Source organism: Enterobacter sp. WPR_3_1 (assembly GCF_003635055.1).
Taxonomy (GTDB): domain Bacteria; phylum Pseudomonadota; class Gammaproteobacteria; order Enterobacterales; family Enterobacteriaceae; genus Enterobacter; species Enterobacter ludwigii.
On record NZ_RBXU01000016.1, the window covers coordinates 100,546 to 114,542 of the forward strand.

Below are 13,997 nucleotides of genomic sequence, written 5' to 3' on the forward strand. Positions count from 1 at the left end.
TATTGTTCTCCAGGTGAAGAGGGCCATATTCCCCGCTTAAGCCTGGTTCACAACTCCTAAAAAATCATCGTCATGGTGAAATCAGGGTAAACTTAAGAGAAGCCTCAAAAGAAGGGAGATGACAATGAAACGCTTACTGATTCTTACGGCGCTGCTTCCGTTTGCCGCGCTCGCACAGCCACTCAATACGATGAACAACCCGAACCAGCAGGGCTACGTCATTCCAAGCCAGCAGCGTATGCAAACGGAGATGATGAGCCAGCAGCAACAGCAGAAAGGGATGCTGAACCAGCAGTTGAAAACGCAGACCCAGATGCAGCAGCAAAGCCTGCAAAACCAGATGAACACCAACACCCAGCGCATACAGCAGGGTCAGGTGCGTGAGCAGCCGCTGCCTAACCCGAACGGCGGAATGCTGGGCGGGATGACCTCGTCGGGCAGCGGACAGCAGCATATGCTGCCGTCCCAGTCACCGTCGAATGGCGGGATGCTTAATTCTTCGCAGAACTAAAGTTCGGGCCGATCGCGTCAATCGCATCGGTACAGATGCTGTCCACCCCCCAGCGCAGCAGCTCCGCCGCACGCTGGGGTTTGTTGACGGTATAGACCAGGATATGCAGCCCCGCCGCTTTCAACATGTTCACCCGCGCCTCATCCAGCAACGCGTGGTTCAGGTGAATCGACACACACCCTAAACGGCTGGTCAGCTCACGCCAGTCATCACGCCACGTGTCGAGCAGCAGTCCGCGCGGCAACGCCGGAACGGACGCCTGCGCCGCCTCCAGGGCATCAATGTCAAACGACGACAGCAGGGGTGGCGTCATGCCCTCCCACAGCTCACGCGCGGCCAGCGCAATCACTTTACCTGTGAGCGGCCCGGTGCCGGTGGTTGGTTTGATTTCGATATTGGCCATCATGCCGTGCAGGCGACAGCGGTCGGCCACTTCCGCCAGCAGCGGCAGCGGCTCGCCTTTGAACGCGCTGCTGTACCAGCTTCCGGCGTCGACGTTCAGCAGATCGCGCCACGGCAGGTCTCCCGCCACGCCCCAGCCATTGCTGGTGCGTTCGAGGTTGTCATCATGCAGAAGGAAAATCTCGCCGTCTTTCGATAGCTTGGCGTCGAACTCGATCATCGTGTGACCGTAATGCGCGCCCATATCGATAGCCGCCAGCGTGTTTTCCGGTGCCAGTTTACCGCCGCCCCGGTGGGCGACGATGTGGGGATAAGGCCAGTTACTCATATACGTTGTCCTGTTTCACCGTCGAATACGTGCAGGTGATTTTCCGGCAGATGCAGCCACAGCGTGCTGCCTGCTTTAGGGCGCTCCTGATGGGCCAGACGCACCACCATTTTTTGTTCACCCCAACGTCCGTGCGCCAGGTTGTCAGCCCCCAGCATCTCCAGCGTGTCCATGACCAGCGGCACGCCGCCTTCCGCCTGTGAGGTTAACCCAATATGTTCCGGGCGGATACCGAGCGTCATCTTACGCCCGGCATAGCCACGATAGTACCCGTTTACGGGCAGCGCCATCCCACTTTCCAGCTCAAAGTGCGTACCGGCGCTGCTGATCCGCCCTTCCAGCAGGTTCATCGCCGGGCTGCCAATAAAGCTTGCCACAAAGCGGGAGGCCGGTTTCTCGTATACCTCCACCGGGGTGCCAATCTGCTCGGCGACGCCTTTGTTCATCACCATCACGCGCTGGGCGAGGGTCATCGCTTCCACCTGATCGTGCGTCACATACAGGGAGGTGGTTTTCAGACGACGGTGCAGTTGCTGCAGCTCAAGGCGCATCTGCACGCGCAGCTTGGCATCAAGGTTTGAGAGCGGCTCGTCGAACAGGAACACCGCAGGGTCACGCACAATGGCGCGCCCCATCGCCACGCGCTGGCGCTGTCCGCCGGACAGTTCACGCGGACGTCGCTTGAGCAGGCCATCCAGTTCCAGAATACGCGCCGCCTCTTTCACGCGCTCATCGATATGGCTTTTGCCCATCCCGCGGATTTTCAGCCCCCATGCCATGTTCTCTTCCACGCTCATGTGCGGGTAAAGGGCGTAGTTCTGAAACACCATCGCGATGCCCCGGTCCTTCGGCTCCATCTCGGTCACGCGCTGGCGATCGATCCAGATATCGCCGCTGGTCACACGTTCAAGCCCGGCAACCATGCGCAGCAGCGTTGATTTGCCGCAGCCTGACGGGCCAACCATCACGATAAATTCCCCGTCCGCCACGTCGAGCGTTAACGGCTGAATGACCTGGGTTTTGTTGTCCCAGCTTTTGGTCACTGCCTGTAATTTTAAACCTGCCATCTTATTTCTCACTGTCCACTAAACCACGCACGAACGCACGTTGCATGGCTAAAACGATAACGACCGGGGGGATAAGGGTGAGCAGCATCGCCGCCATCACCTGATTCCAGAGCGTGGTGCCTTCACCGGTGGCGATCATGCCTTTGATGCCCGCCACGGCGGTGCCAAGATTGACGTCCTGAATAATCAGCAGCGGCCACAGATACTGGTTCCAGCCGTAGATAAAGGTGATGACAAACAGCGCCGCAAGGTTGGTTTTCGACAGCGGCAGCACGATGTCACGGAAGAAGCGCATCGGCGAGGCACCGTCAATACGCGCGGCCTCAATCAGCTCATCCGGCAGGGTCATAAAGAACTGGCGGAACAGGAAGGTGGCGGTGGCCGAGGCCATCAGCGGCAGGGTTAAACCTGCGTAGCTGTCCAGCATCTTCAGGTTGGCGATCACTTCCACCGTCGGGAAGATACGCACTTCGACCGGCAGCATCAGGGTGATGAAGATCATCCAGAAGAACAGGTTACGCAGGGGAAAGCGGAACCAGACGATGGCGAAGGCCGAGAGCATCGACACCGTGATTTTGCCCACCGTAATACCGAACGCCATGATGAAGCTGTTCAGCATCATCAGCCAGAATGGCGCGCTGTTAGCGCCCACGCCCTGGGTCCAGATGGTTTTCATGTTTTCGAAAAGATGCCCGCCTGGGATCAGCGTCATCGGCGTATCAAACACCGCTTTGGTGTCCAGCGTGGCGGCAACGAAGGCCACGTACAGCGGGAACAGAATGACGATGATGCCCAAAATCAGCATGGTGTGGCTGAACATCGTCAGCCCGCGACGGTTCTCGATCATTGGTAGCGCACCTTACTTTCGACATAACGGAACTGCACTACCGTGAGAAGGATGACGAGGAACATCAACACGACCGACTGGGCGGCGGATGCCGAGAGATCCAGACCGGCAAAGCCTTCGCGATAGATCTTATAGATAAGCGTCGTCGTGGCCTGTACCGGGCCACCGGCCGTGGCGGCGTCGATCACCGGGAAGGTATCGAAGAAGGCGTAAACCAGGTTGACCACCAGCAGGAAGAAACTCACCGGGGCAATCAGCGGCAGCGACAGCCTAAAGAAACGACGGACCGGCCCTGCACCATCAATCGCCGCGGCTTCAACCAGCGAGCGCGGAATAGACTGCAGCGCAGCAAAGAAGAACAGGAAGTTGTAGCTGATCTGTTTCCACACCGACGCGAAGACCACCAGGAACATCGCCTGACCGCTGTTCTGGGCGTGGTTCCAGTCGTAGCCGAACTCCGCCAGGAAATGGGTAATCAGCCCGCGCCCTGGGTTAAACAGGAAGATCCACAGCACGGCGGCGACGGCTGGCGCCACGGCGTAAGGTAGCAGCATCAGCGTCTGATACAGACGGCTGCCGCGCACCACGTAATCCACCAGCGCCGCGAAAAAGAGCGATGCGACAAGGCCGCTGACAGTGACCAGCGCGCTGAACTTCATGGTCGTCCAGAAGGCGTCGAGGTAATAGCTGTCGTGGAACAGCGCGGTAAAGTTGTCCAGCCCGACAAACTGGCTGGAAAGCCCAAACGGATCGACGCTTTGTACCGAGTACCAGAGCGCCTCGCCCGCAGGCCAGATAAAGAAGATAACGGTGATGACCAGCTGCGGCGCGACCAGCAAATACGGCAGCCAGCGCGAACGGAACACCGGACGGGATGAGGACATAGTTTAGCTCAGCGTAGGTAGCCCTCATCCCAGCCCTTCCCACAGGGAGAGGGACAGGATGAGGGTAAAATGATTAAGACTTTGTTGATTGCTCAAAGCGGCGCAGCAGCTGATTACCGCGCTCTACCGCAGAATCCAGCGCCTGCTGTGGGGTTTTCTTCCCGGTCCACACGCTTTCCAGCTCTTCATCTACGATGGTACGGATCTGCGGCATGTTCCCCAGACGCAGGCCTTTGGTGAACGGCAATGGCGGCTTGTTGAGCATCTGACGCGTCGCGATATCCGCGCCCGGGTTTTTGCTGTAGAAGCCCTGCTCGCGGGTCAGGTCATACGCGGCCGTGGTGATAGGCAGGTAGCCGGTTTTCTGATGCCATTCGGCGGCATTCTCTGGCTTCGCCAGGAAGTCGAGGAACTCGGCCACGCCCTTGTAGGTGCCCTTGTCTTTGCCCTGCATGACCCACAGGCTCGCCCCACCGATGATGGCGTTCTGCGGTGCACCTTTCACGTCAGCGTCGTAAGGCATCATGCCTACGCCGTAGTTGAATTTTGCGTAATGACGGATATCCGCCAGAGAGCCGGAAGAGGCGGTCGTAATCGCGCAGTCACCGTTGTAGAACTTCTCGGTGGATTCGTCTTTACGCCCGAAGTAGCTGAAATCGCCCTTCTTGTTGAGATCGGCAAGCAGAGCGATGTGCTTCACCTGCTCTGGCTTGTTGAACTCCAGTACCGCGTCGGTGCCGTCGAAGCCGTTGTTTTTGGTGGCCACCGGCAGGCCGTGCCAGGCGCTGAAGTTTTCAATCTGGATCCAGCCCTGCCAGCCGCTGGCGTAGCCGCACTTCATCCCCGCCGCTTTCAGCTTAGCGGTGTACGCCGCCAGGTCCTGCCAGGTTTTTGGCGGTTGTTCCGGATCTAAACCGGCTTTCCTGAAGGCGTCTTTGTTGTAGTACAGCACCGGCGTGGAGCTGTTAAACGGCTGAGACAGCAGATGACCGGTTTTGGAATCGGTGTAGTAACCCGCCACGGTCGGCACGAACTGAGATTCGTCGAAGTTGATACCTGCGTCTTTAAACACTTCGTAGACCGGTTTAATGGCTTTAGAGGCCATCATGGTCGCAGTACCGACTTCGTAAACCTGAAGCAGCGCAGGTGCATTACCGGTACGGAAAGCGGCAATGCCCGCGCTCAGGCTCTGCTCGTAGTTACCTTTGTACACCGGCACAATTTTGTAATCCGGATGGGTGTCGTTGAAACGCTGCGCCAGGGAGTCAACTTCTTTACCCAACTCCCCTTCCATGGAATGCCAGAACGGAATGGTGGTGACAGCCATTGCGTTCGCCGCAAAAGTCAGCCCCATTGCCAGACCCAAAGCTGTGTGTCGTAACGATGTCATTGTCATCTCTCTTATTGTGCCGGATGCGCGATATCACGCGTTTTTATGCTCGCGAGGTAACATGACATGCTCGAATGACAGAAAAATAACTGTTTCTTTACAGTGAGATGACAACAAAACGTCAGGCGGATGATGGTTGTGTGAAGGCGGTTGGGGTAAGTTCGGTGCGGTCTGGTGCCCTGCATGAAAAAAGGCAACTGACGTTGCCTTTTTGCTTTTGCTTTTATCTAGCCGCCGAGATAGGCGCTTCGCACCGCTTCGTTTGCCAGCAGCGCGTCGCCGGTATCGGAGAGCACCACGTGGCCGTTTTCCAGCACGTAGCCGCGGTCGGCGAGCTTCAACGCCTGGTTGGCGTTCTGCTCGACGAGGAAGATGGTCATCCCCTCTTTACGCAGCTGTTCGATGGTGTCGAAGATCTGCTGAATGATGATCGGCGCAAGACCGAGCGACGGTTCATCCAGCAGCAGCAAACGCGGCTGGCTCATCAGCGCGCGGCCAATCGCCAGCATCTGCTGTTCACCACCGGACATCGTGCCGGCCCGCTGAATACGGCGCTCCCACAAACGCGGAAACAGCTCATAGACCCATTTGATGCGGGACTGGTACTGGTCGCGGTCAGCAAAGAAGCCGCCCATCGCAAGGTTCTCTTCCACCGTCATGCGTGAGAAGACGCGACGCCCTTCCGGGACAATCGCCACCGCTTCACGCATGATTCTGGCGGTTTGCCAGTCGGTAATATCTTTGCCATCAAAGACAATCCGCCCGCTGGTGGCGCGCGGGTCGCCGCACAGGGTGCCGAGCAGCGTGGTTTTACCCGCACCGTTCGCGCCAATCAGGGTGACGATTTCGCCCTGATTGATATGCAGGCTGACATCGTGCAGCGCCTGTATCTTGCCGTAGTGAGCATTAACCTTGTCGAACGTTAACATCGCTTTTTCCATCTTATGCCTCGCCCAGGTATGCACGGATCACGTCCGGGTTGTTGCGGATCTCTTCCGGCGTCCCGTTTGCCAGCGGCGTGCCCTGGTTTACCACGTAGATACGGTCAGAAATGCCCATCACCAGCTTCATATCATGCTCAATCAGCAGGATGGTGGTGTCGTGATGATCGCGCAGTTCGGCAATCAACTCGTCCAGCTCTTTGGTCTCTTTCGGGTTAAGCCCTGCCGCCGGTTCATCGAGCATCAGGATTTCTGGCTGCGTCACCATGCAGCGCACGATCTCCAGACGGCGCTGGTCACCGTAGGCCAGGTTGCTGGCCTGACGGTTCGCATGCTGCAGCAGGCCGATACGGTCGAGCCAGGTGGCGGCGCGGTCGAGCGCTTCATCCTGAGCACGGCGGAAGGCCGGGGTTTTCAGCAGGCCAGAGAAAAGGCCGGTTTTGAGCTGCAGGTGTTGCGCCACCAGCAGGTTCTCTATCACCGTCATCTCGCGGAACAGACGCACGTGCTGGAAGGTACGCACCACCCCCATGCGGGCAATCTGCTGGCCCGGAAGCCCTTCCAGATGCTGGTCGCGCAGCTTGATGGTGCCACCCGTCGGCTTGTAGAAACCGGTCAGGCAGTTAAAGACCGTGGTTTTCCCCGCGCCGTTAGGGCCAATCAGGGAGACAATCTCTTTCTTGTGCAGATCCAGATTCACGTTGTTGACGGCCAGCAGGCCGCCAAAACGCATCATCAGGCCGTTAACGGATAATAATGGCTGGCTCATGCCTGCTCTCCTTTCGCTTGCCCGTTTTTCAGCTTCAGCTGTGGACGGGTCATCGGCAGCAAGCCCTGCGGACGCCAGATCATCATCAGCACCATCAAACCACCCAGCATCAGCATGCTGTATTCGTTAAAGTCGCGCATCAGCTCACGGGAGACCACCAGCAGAATGGCCGCCAGGATAACGGCAAACTGCGAGCCCATACCGCCGAGCACCACAATCGCCAGTACAAAGGCAGATTCGGCAAAGGTAAACGATTCGGGGCTGACAAAGCCCTGACGCGCGGCAAACAGCGTACCGGCAAAACCGGCAAACGCGGCGCTGATGGTAAACGCAGTCAGCTTGATGCGGGTCGGGTTGAGGCCCAGCGAACGGCAGGCGATTTCATCTTCACGCAGCGCTTCCCACGCACGGCCCAGCGGCATACGCAGCAGACGGTTAATCACGAACAGGGTAAGCACCACCAGCAGCAGCGCCACCAGATAGAGCCAAATCACCCGGTCGGACGGATCGTACTTCACGCCAAAGAAGTTGCTGAAAGTATCCCAGCCCCCTTCGCGAGCCGTACGGCTGAACTCCAGACCAAAGAAGGTCGGTTTCGGGATCTGGCTGATCCCGTTCGGGCCGCCGGTCACTTCGGTGTTGTTGAGCAGCAGGATACGCACGATTTCGCCGAAGCCTAAAGTCACAATCGCCAGATAGTCACCGCGCAGGCGTAAGACCGGGAAGCCCAGCAGGAAGCCCGCCGCGGCGGAGACCAGGCCCGCCAGCGGCAGACAGGTCCAGAAGCCGAGACCGTAATAGTGGTTCAGCAGCGCGAAGGTATAGGCCCCGATGGCGTAGAAACCACCGTAGCCCAGCACCAGCAGGCCAGACAGCCCCACCACCACGTTCAGGCCCAGACCGAGGATCACGTAGATCATGGTCAGGGTCGCGATATCGACCGTACCGCGAGAGACCACAAACGGCCACGCCACCGCAGCCACCAGCAGCGCCACGAAGAACAGCTTCTGCTTAACGGTTGAGCCGTCGAGAGCCGGCAGAACGAATTTCGGACCGGAGACACTTTTCAGCGTCTTCTGGAACACAGGACGCAGCATCTGGAACAGAAACACGACCGCGGTGCCAATGAATATCCACTGCCAGCGAATGTCGGCGGCGGTATCCACCACCAGTTTTGTGCCGTCCAGCTCTAACTGGACGCCCATAAAGACGCCTGCCAGCACGAAGAACATGGCGGCTGAGAGGAGCGCCATTGCGAAATGCATCGGTTTCATACTTTCTCTACCTCCGGACGACCCAGAATACCGGTAGGCATTACCAGCAGAACCAGAATCAGCAGGGCAAACGACACCACATCTTTATATTCCGTACTCAGATACGCGGAGGAGAGCGCTTCGGCCACGCCCAGGATCAGGCCGCCAATCATCGCGCCTGGAATACTGCCGATACCGCCCAGGACCGCCGCGGTGAAAGCTTTCATCCCGGCCATAAAGCCGATGTACGGGTTGATAACGCCGTAGAACTGCCCCAGCAGGACACCCGCGACCGCCGCCATCGCTGCCCCAATCACAAAGGTCAGGGCGATAACGCGGTCGGTGTTGATGCCAAGCAGGCTCGCCATCTTCAGATCTTCTGCGCAGGCACGGCAGGCGCGTCCCATACGCGAGTAGCGGATAAAGACCGTCAGGGCGAGCATCGCAACGAAGGTCACCACCCAGATCACCAGCTGCATGGTGGTGATAGAGGCAGAGAAGTTCTCGCTGGCACCGACCACCCACTGACCGTTGAACAGGCTTGGCAGCGCCACGTCGCGCGAGCCTTCCGTCAGGCTGACGTAGTTTTGCAGGAAGATCGACATCCCGATGGCGGAGATCAGCGCAATCAGGCGTTTGGAGCTACGCACCGGCCGGTACGCCACGCGTTCAATGCTCCAGCCATAGGCGCTGGCAATCACAATCGCGCCGACAAACCCGGCGGCGACCAGCAGCCAGCTGCTGTCGATACCCATCATCATCAGGGCGGCGATAGTCATAAAGGAGACATAGCTACCGATCATGTAGACCTCGCCGTGGGCGAAGTTAATCATGCCGATAATGCCGTAAACCATCGTGTAGCCGATGGCGATCAGCGCGTAGGTGCTTCCCAGCGTGACGCCGTTAAACATCTGCTGCAGGAAATAGAGAAACTGCTCGGACATATGCAAACCTTTTTATACCCGCCCGGCGGTCCGGGCGGTGGGATAATTATTTGGCGACCGAGGACGAACCGTCGGCGTGCCACTTAAAGACACCAAACTCAAATCCCTTCAGATCGCCTTTCTCATCCCAGTTCAGCGGCCCAATCACGGTGTTCGCCCCGTGTGCTTTTAAATCTTTCACCAGATCCAGCGGTTCTTTGCTGCCGGTGCGATCCAGCGCGGTTGCCAGAGACTGCACCGCCGCGTAGGTGATCCAGACGTACGGACCACTTGGATCTTTCTTCTGCGCCTTGAGCGCGTCTACGATAGCCTTGTTCGCAGGATCCTGGTCATAGCGTTTTGGCATCGTCACCAGCATGCCTTCGCCTGCGTCCCCGGCGATGTTCGACAGGGAGGCGTTACCGACGCCTTCTGGTCCCATAAACTGGGTTTTCAGCCCGACCGAACGCGCCTGACGCAGCATCTGACCCATTTCCGGGTAGTAGCCACCGTAGTAAACAAAATCGATATTCTCTTTTTGCAGACGGGCGATCAGCGCGGAGAAATCTTTCTCGCCAGCGGTAATGCCATCAAAGAAGACGATATTCGCGCCGCCTTTTTTCAGCCCGTCCTGAACGGAGCGCGCCAGGCCTTCGCCGTACTGCTGTTTGTCATGAATAATGGCGATGCGCGTCGGCTTGACGGTGTCGAGGATGTATCGGGCGGCGGTTGGTCCCTGAGACGAGTCCAGACCGGCAGTACGCATGATGTGCTGATAACCGCGCTGAGTCAGTTCAGGGTTGGTTGCGCCCGGGGTAATCATCAGAATGCCTTCGTCTTCGTAGATATCCGACGCAGGCTGGGTGGACGACGAGCACAGGTGGCCAATCACGTACTGGATGCCATCGTTCACGATTTTGTTAGCGACCGCGACGGCCTGTTTGGGATCGCAGGCGTCGTCATATTCCACGCCAACCAGCTTGTCGCCTTTGATGCCGCCTTTGGCGTTGATGTCTTTGATTGCCTGGCGAGCACCGTTGAACTCCATATCCCCCCACTGGGCAACAGGACCGGACATCGCACCCACTACAGCAACCTTAATATCTTCCGCCATGGCTGCATGCGAAATCGCCAATGCAACCATCCCCGCGATTAACGTCTTCGCGTTCCTTTTCATCTCTGAATCCCCATTCGTGATGTCGTGTATATATTTTGTTTTATTATGGTTAAAAAGCATTCTGTACTTTTAATGCACAACGCTATTTTTACCAGCGCCTTTAATGGTTTAGCGCAGTTTTTTCATAAAAACCAGACTAAAATCTCTATTTTTCAGGCGATTAAGCAAAGATAATATTCTGAAATAGGGCAGAGATAAACAAATAAAATTGCAGTTTACAGCATAAAATAACGGTACAAAGCGCCGAATAATTCACTGCCATTCAGGTTAAAATTCTGCTTATTTTTCGATCCATGTGTTTTCAAACTGCCCTTCGCGCTGCCAAAAAACTAATCACCTGGTGAGCCGGGATAAAAAGAGGAAGCCGCTGAGGGAATAAATTGAGTACACTGCCCCTACTCAATTTGATTTGGACAAGCAGCTAATGAAACTGACTATCGTGCGTCTGGTGACCTTTAGCGACCAGGATCATATCGACCTGGGCAAGATCTGGCCGGAATATTCCCCTTCTTCACTCCGCGTCGATGAGACACACCGCATCTACGCCGCACGCTTTAACGAGCGTCTGCTCGCCGCGGTTCGCGTGACCCTGAGCGGCACCGAAGGGGCGCTGGACTCACTGCGCGTACGTGACGTGACCCGTCGTCGCGGTGTGGGGCAGTATTTAATTGAAGAGATAATCCGTGAAAACCCGAACGTCACCTCCTGGTGGATGGCCGACGTGGGCGTGGAAGACCGCGGCGTGATGGCGGCGTTTATGCAGGCGTTAGGGTTTACGGCGCAGGAAAACGGGTGGGAGAAACGTCAGGTTTGCTGAATGCCGCCTGATGCCCTCACCCCGCCCCTCTCCCACAGGAGAGGGTGCAAATACTAAAACGGCAACCGAAAGGTTGCCGTTTGCTTTTATTTGGCGTCAGTCGCCGTTCCGTTAGCATGCCAGTCAAACACGCCGAACTCGAAGCCTTTCAGATCGCCCTTCGCATCCCAGGAAAGCGGACCCATCACGGTATCGACAGAGTGGGCTTTCAGCCAGGTGGCAATCTCAGCCGGATCGGCTGACTGGTTCAGACCCGCCTGCAGAGACTGCAGCGCAGCGTAGGTGGTCCAGACGAACGCGCCGCTTGGATCCTGTTTCTTCGCCTTGATGGCATCTACGATCGGTTTGTTCGCAGGCACCTGGTCGTAGTTCTTCGGTTTGGTCACCAGCAGGCCTTCAGCAGACTCACCGGCGATGTTAGACAGGGAAACGTTCGCAACCCCTTCCGGACCCATAAACTGGGTTTTCAGGCCAGCCGCACGTGCCTGACGCAGGATCTGGCCCATTTCAGGGTGATAGCCACCGTAGTAAACGAAATCAATATTCTCTTTCTTCAGACGTGCCACCAGAGTGGAGAAGTCTTTCTCACCGGCGGTGATACCGTCGAAGAAGACCACATTGGCATTGCCTTTCTTCAGACCATCCTGCACGGCACGCGCCAGACCTTCACCGTACTGCTGTTTGTCGTGAACAATCGCGATACGCTTCGGCTTCACGTTGTCCAGAATGTATTTTGCCGCGGTTGGGCCCTGGTCTGAATCCAGACCGGTGGTACGCAGGGTCAGCTTATAGCCACGTGCGGTCAGCTCCGGCGCCGTTGCAGCCGGGGTGATCATCAGAATGCCTTCGTCTTCGTAGATATCAGACGCGGGCTGCGTGGAAGAGGAGCACAGGTGACCGATAACGTATTTGATTCCGTCGTTCACCACTTTGTTCGCCACGGCAACCGCTTGTTTCGGGTCGCAGGCATCATCATATTTTACGATCTGCAGTTTTTCGCCCTTGATGCCGCCCTTAGCATTAATGTCTGCAACCGCCTGTTCTGCGCCGGTAAATTCCTGGTCGCCGTACTGTGCTACCGGACCGGACATCGCGCCCACGACAGCCACTTTAATATCGGCCTGTGCCATCGTGCTGAATGCCAACGCAATACATCCTGCCAGTAACGCTTTACCCTTCATATTCATCCTGAGATTCCCCATTATTATGGTTATTACGATTGTCGTGATGTTGTTGTGTAGCGCTTTATTTCAGTTATAGGTATGACAGTCGCGCTTTTTCAGCATACTCTGCTAAAACATACCCCATTTTTATGATTTTGGAATAGCTAATTTGAAATGAATATATGATAAGCCCGGCAGGGATCACCGCCGGGCCAGGGCTTTAACGTGTCAGCGACGCGGAGATAATATCCAGCGCTTTACGGAACTGAACTTCGGGGATGGTAAGCGGATAGAGGAAACGGATAACGTTGCCGTACACGCCGCAGCTCAGCAGCAATAGACCTTCCTGTAACGCACGCTCCTGGACCTGACGCGTGAATTCCGGCGACGGCAGCCCGGTTTGCGGGTCGTTAAACTCCACCGCCACCATTGAGCCCTGGGCACGAATATCAGCGATAAACGGACAGTCCCCCTTCGCTTTGTTCAGCACTTCCACCAGATGATGGCCAAGATGCGCCGCGCGCGTGCAGAGATCCTCTTCATCAATCACATCCAGCACGGCATGGGCTGCGGCAATCGCCAGCGGGTTGCCGGCGTAAGTCCCGCCCAGCCCGCCAGGTGCGGGGGCATCCATCACTTCCGCCCGGCCAGAGACCGCCGAGAGCGGCATCCCGCCGGCCAGGCTTTTCGCCATGGTGATCAGATCCGGCTTCACGCAATGGTGTTCCATCGAGAACAGCTTGCCGGTTCGCGCAAAGCCACTTTGCACTTCGTCAGCAATCAGCAAAATTCCGTGCGTATCGGACAGTTCGCGCAGGGCCTGCATAAAATCGGCGGGGGCAACGTTGAATCCCCCCTCCCCCTGAACCGGTTCCAGGATAATGGCCGCCACCTGGTCCGGCGCAATGTCTGCTTTGAAGATGCGTTCGAGGCTTTTTAACGCTTCTGCCGTGCTGACGCCGTACAGATCATTTGGATAGTGTGCGTGATAAACCGATCCGGGAAACGGACCGAAACCGAGTTTGTACGGCGCCACTTTCCCCGTCAACGCCATCGTCATAAAGGTACGGCCGTGGAAGGCACCGCCAAAGGCGATCAGGCCAGGACGACGGGTATACGCGCGGGCAATTTTTACCGCGTTTTCGACCGCCTCTGCTCCCGTAGAGAAGAAAGCCGTTTTGGCAGGCCCATCAACGGGTACACGTTGGTTGATACGCTCGGCAAGCGCCACATAGCCTTCGTACGGGACAATCTGATATGCCGTATGGGTAAATGCGTGGAGTTGTTTTTCGATGGCGGCAATGACTTTTGGATGCCGATGGCCGGTATTCAGCACCGCAATCCCGGCGGCGAAGTCGATATACTCGTTACCCTCGACGTCCCACACCGTGGCATTTTCGGCTTTATCGGCGTAGAAGTTACACATCACGCCGATACCGCGCGGCGTCGCCTGCAAACGCCGGTCATTCAGTTCACTGTTTTTCACCCTGTCCCCCTGAGAAAGTCACCTGCTTAGCGCATCTGT

The 13,997-nt window shown here is 57.0% G+C and carries 14 protein-coding genes; 2 read left to right on the forward strand and 12 right to left on the reverse strand.

Annotation, left to right across the window (positions count from 1 at the left end; all coding sequences use genetic code 11):
• Window positions 1-124: 124 nt before the first annotated feature.
• Window positions 125-511 (forward strand): DUF2756 family protein, encoded by a 387-nt coding sequence (locus BJ887_RS22465; RefSeq protein WP_020884553.1) that lies wholly within the window; start codon window positions 125-127, stop codon window positions 509-511.
• Here BJ887_RS22465 and ugpQ read toward each other — a convergent pair.
• The 10 genes from ugpQ to livK form a co-directional block, all read right to left on the reverse strand.
• Window positions 492-1,241 (reverse strand): glycerophosphodiester phosphodiesterase, encoded by a 750-nt coding sequence (ugpQ, locus tag BJ887_RS22470; RefSeq protein ID WP_121340472.1) that lies wholly within the window; start codon window positions 1,239-1,241, stop codon window positions 492-494. The genes BJ887_RS22465 and ugpQ overlap by 20 nt on opposite strands.
• Window positions 1,238-2,308 carry a sn-glycerol-3-phosphate import ATP-binding protein UgpC gene (locus tag BJ887_RS22475; RefSeq protein WP_020884551.1) on the reverse strand — a complete coding sequence of 357 codons (1,071 nt, stop codon included), beginning with the start codon at window positions 2,306-2,308 and terminating at the stop codon, window positions 1,238-1,240. Before BJ887_RS22475 ends, ugpQ begins: the two co-directional genes overlap by 4 nt.
• A gap of 1 nt (window position 2,309) precedes the next feature.
• Window positions 2,310-3,155: a sn-glycerol-3-phosphate ABC transporter permease UgpE gene (gene ugpE / locus BJ887_RS22480; protein WP_014171997.1), complete on the reverse strand. Its 846-nt coding sequence runs from the start codon at window positions 3,153-3,155 to the stop codon at window positions 2,310-2,312.
• Complete coding sequence (gene ugpA, locus BJ887_RS22485) at window positions 3,152-4,039, reverse strand: sn-glycerol-3-phosphate ABC transporter permease UgpA (protein ID WP_014171998.1); 888 nt, start codon at window positions 4,037-4,039, stop codon at window positions 3,152-3,154. Before ugpA ends, ugpE begins: the two co-directional genes overlap by 4 nt.
• A 73-nt stretch (window positions 4,040-4,112) precedes the next feature.
• Window positions 4,113-5,429, reverse strand: a complete 1,317-nt coding sequence (gene ugpB / locus BJ887_RS22490; protein WP_113656917.1) for a sn-glycerol-3-phosphate ABC transporter substrate-binding protein UgpB — start codon at window positions 5,427-5,429, stop codon at window positions 4,113-4,115.
• 227 nt (window positions 5,430-5,656) lie between these two features.
• A complete protein-coding gene (gene livF / locus BJ887_RS22495) occupies window positions 5,657-6,370 on the reverse strand; it encodes a high-affinity branched-chain amino acid ABC transporter ATP-binding protein LivF (protein WP_020884549.1) in 714 nt (237 codons plus the stop codon).
• Window position 6,371: 1 nt separating this feature from the next.
• The gene (gene livG, locus BJ887_RS22500) at window positions 6,372-7,139 is read right to left on the reverse strand and encodes a high-affinity branched-chain amino acid ABC transporter ATP-binding protein LivG (protein WP_014172002.1); all 768 of its coding nucleotides are present in this window, start codon (window positions 7,137-7,139) and stop codon (window positions 6,372-6,374) included.
• Entirely contained in the window at window positions 7,136-8,413 is a 1,278-nt protein-coding gene (gene livM / locus BJ887_RS22505) for a branched chain amino acid ABC transporter permease LivM (protein ID WP_014172003.1), read from the reverse strand. The genes livG and livM overlap by 4 nt, the downstream gene beginning before the upstream one ends.
• The gene (livH, locus tag BJ887_RS22510) at window positions 8,410-9,336 is read right to left on the reverse strand and encodes a high-affinity branched-chain amino acid ABC transporter permease LivH (protein WP_121340473.1); all 927 of its coding nucleotides are present in this window, start codon (window positions 9,334-9,336) and stop codon (window positions 8,410-8,412) included. Before livH ends, livM begins: the two co-directional genes overlap by 4 nt.
• A gap of 46 nt (window positions 9,337-9,382) precedes the next feature.
• Window positions 9,383-10,492 (reverse strand): high-affinity branched-chain amino acid ABC transporter substrate-binding protein LivK, encoded by a 1,110-nt coding sequence (livK, locus tag BJ887_RS22515; RefSeq protein ID WP_020884546.1) that lies wholly within the window; start codon window positions 10,490-10,492, stop codon window positions 9,383-9,385.
• 424 nt (window positions 10,493-10,916) lie between these two features.
• Here livK and panM point away from each other — a divergent pair, with 424 nt between their 5' ends.
• Window positions 10,917-11,309, forward strand: a complete 393-nt coding sequence (panM, locus tag BJ887_RS22520) for an aspartate 1-decarboxylase autocleavage activator PanM (protein WP_020884545.1) — start codon at window positions 10,917-10,919, stop codon at window positions 11,307-11,309.
• Window positions 11,310-11,395: 86 nt separating this feature from the next.
• Here the strand turns inward: panM and livJ are convergent, their stop codons facing one another.
• Window positions 11,396-12,496: a branched chain amino acid ABC transporter substrate-binding protein LivJ gene (gene livJ, locus BJ887_RS22525; protein ID WP_074148115.1), complete on the reverse strand. Its 1,101-nt coding sequence runs from the start codon at window positions 12,494-12,496 to the stop codon at window positions 11,396-11,398.
• Window positions 12,497-12,692: 196 nt separating this feature from the next.
• A complete protein-coding gene (locus BJ887_RS22530) occupies window positions 12,693-13,958 on the reverse strand; it encodes a 4-aminobutyrate--2-oxoglutarate transaminase (protein ID WP_121340474.1) in 1,266 nt (421 codons plus the stop codon).
• Window positions 13,959-13,997: the final 39 nt, after the last annotated feature.

Excerpts from the sequence above, each read along its gene's own strand:
- livF (WP_020884549.1), bottom strand. The coding sequence starts at position 6,370 with ATGGAAAAAGCGATGTTAACGTTCGACAAGGTTAATGCTCACTACGGC.
- ugpQ (WP_121340472.1), bottom strand. The coding sequence starts at position 1,241 with ATGAGTAACTGGCCTTATCCCCACATCGTCGCCCACCGGGGCGGCGGT.
- livK (WP_020884546.1), bottom strand. The coding sequence starts at position 10,492 with ATGAAAAGGAACGCGAAGACGTTAATCGCGGGGATGGTTGCATTGGCG.
- ugpB (WP_113656917.1), bottom strand. The coding sequence starts at position 5,429 with ATGACATCGTTACGACACACAGCTTTGGGTCTGGCAATGGGGCTGACT.
- ugpE (WP_014171997.1), bottom strand. The coding sequence starts at position 3,155 with ATGATCGAGAACCGTCGCGGGCTGACGATGTTCAGCCACACCATGCTG.
- livG (WP_014172002.1), bottom strand. The coding sequence starts at position 7,139 with ATGAGCCAGCCATTATTATCCGTTAACGGCCTGATGATGCGTTTTGGC.
- panM (WP_020884545.1), top strand. The coding sequence starts at position 10,917 with ATGAAACTGACTATCGTGCGTCTGGTGACCTTTAGCGACCAGGATCAT.
- BJ887_RS22465 (WP_020884553.1), top strand. The coding sequence starts at position 125 with ATGAAACGCTTACTGATTCTTACGGCGCTGCTTCCGTTTGCCGCGCTC.
- livH (WP_121340473.1), bottom strand. The coding sequence starts at position 9,336 with ATGTCCGAGCAGTTTCTCTATTTCCTGCAGCAGATGTTTAACGGCGTC.
- BJ887_RS22475 (WP_020884551.1), bottom strand. The coding sequence starts at position 2,308 with ATGGCAGGTTTAAAATTACAGGCAGTGACCAAAAGCTGGGACAACAAA.
- livM (WP_014172003.1), bottom strand. The coding sequence starts at position 8,413 with ATGAAACCGATGCATTTCGCAATGGCGCTCCTCTCAGCCGCCATGTTC.
- livJ (WP_074148115.1), bottom strand. The coding sequence starts at position 12,496 with ATGAATATGAAGGGTAAAGCGTTACTGGCAGGATGTATTGCGTTGGCA.
- ugpA (WP_014171998.1), bottom strand. The coding sequence starts at position 4,039 with ATGTCCTCATCCCGTCCGGTGTTCCGTTCGCGCTGGCTGCCGTATTTG.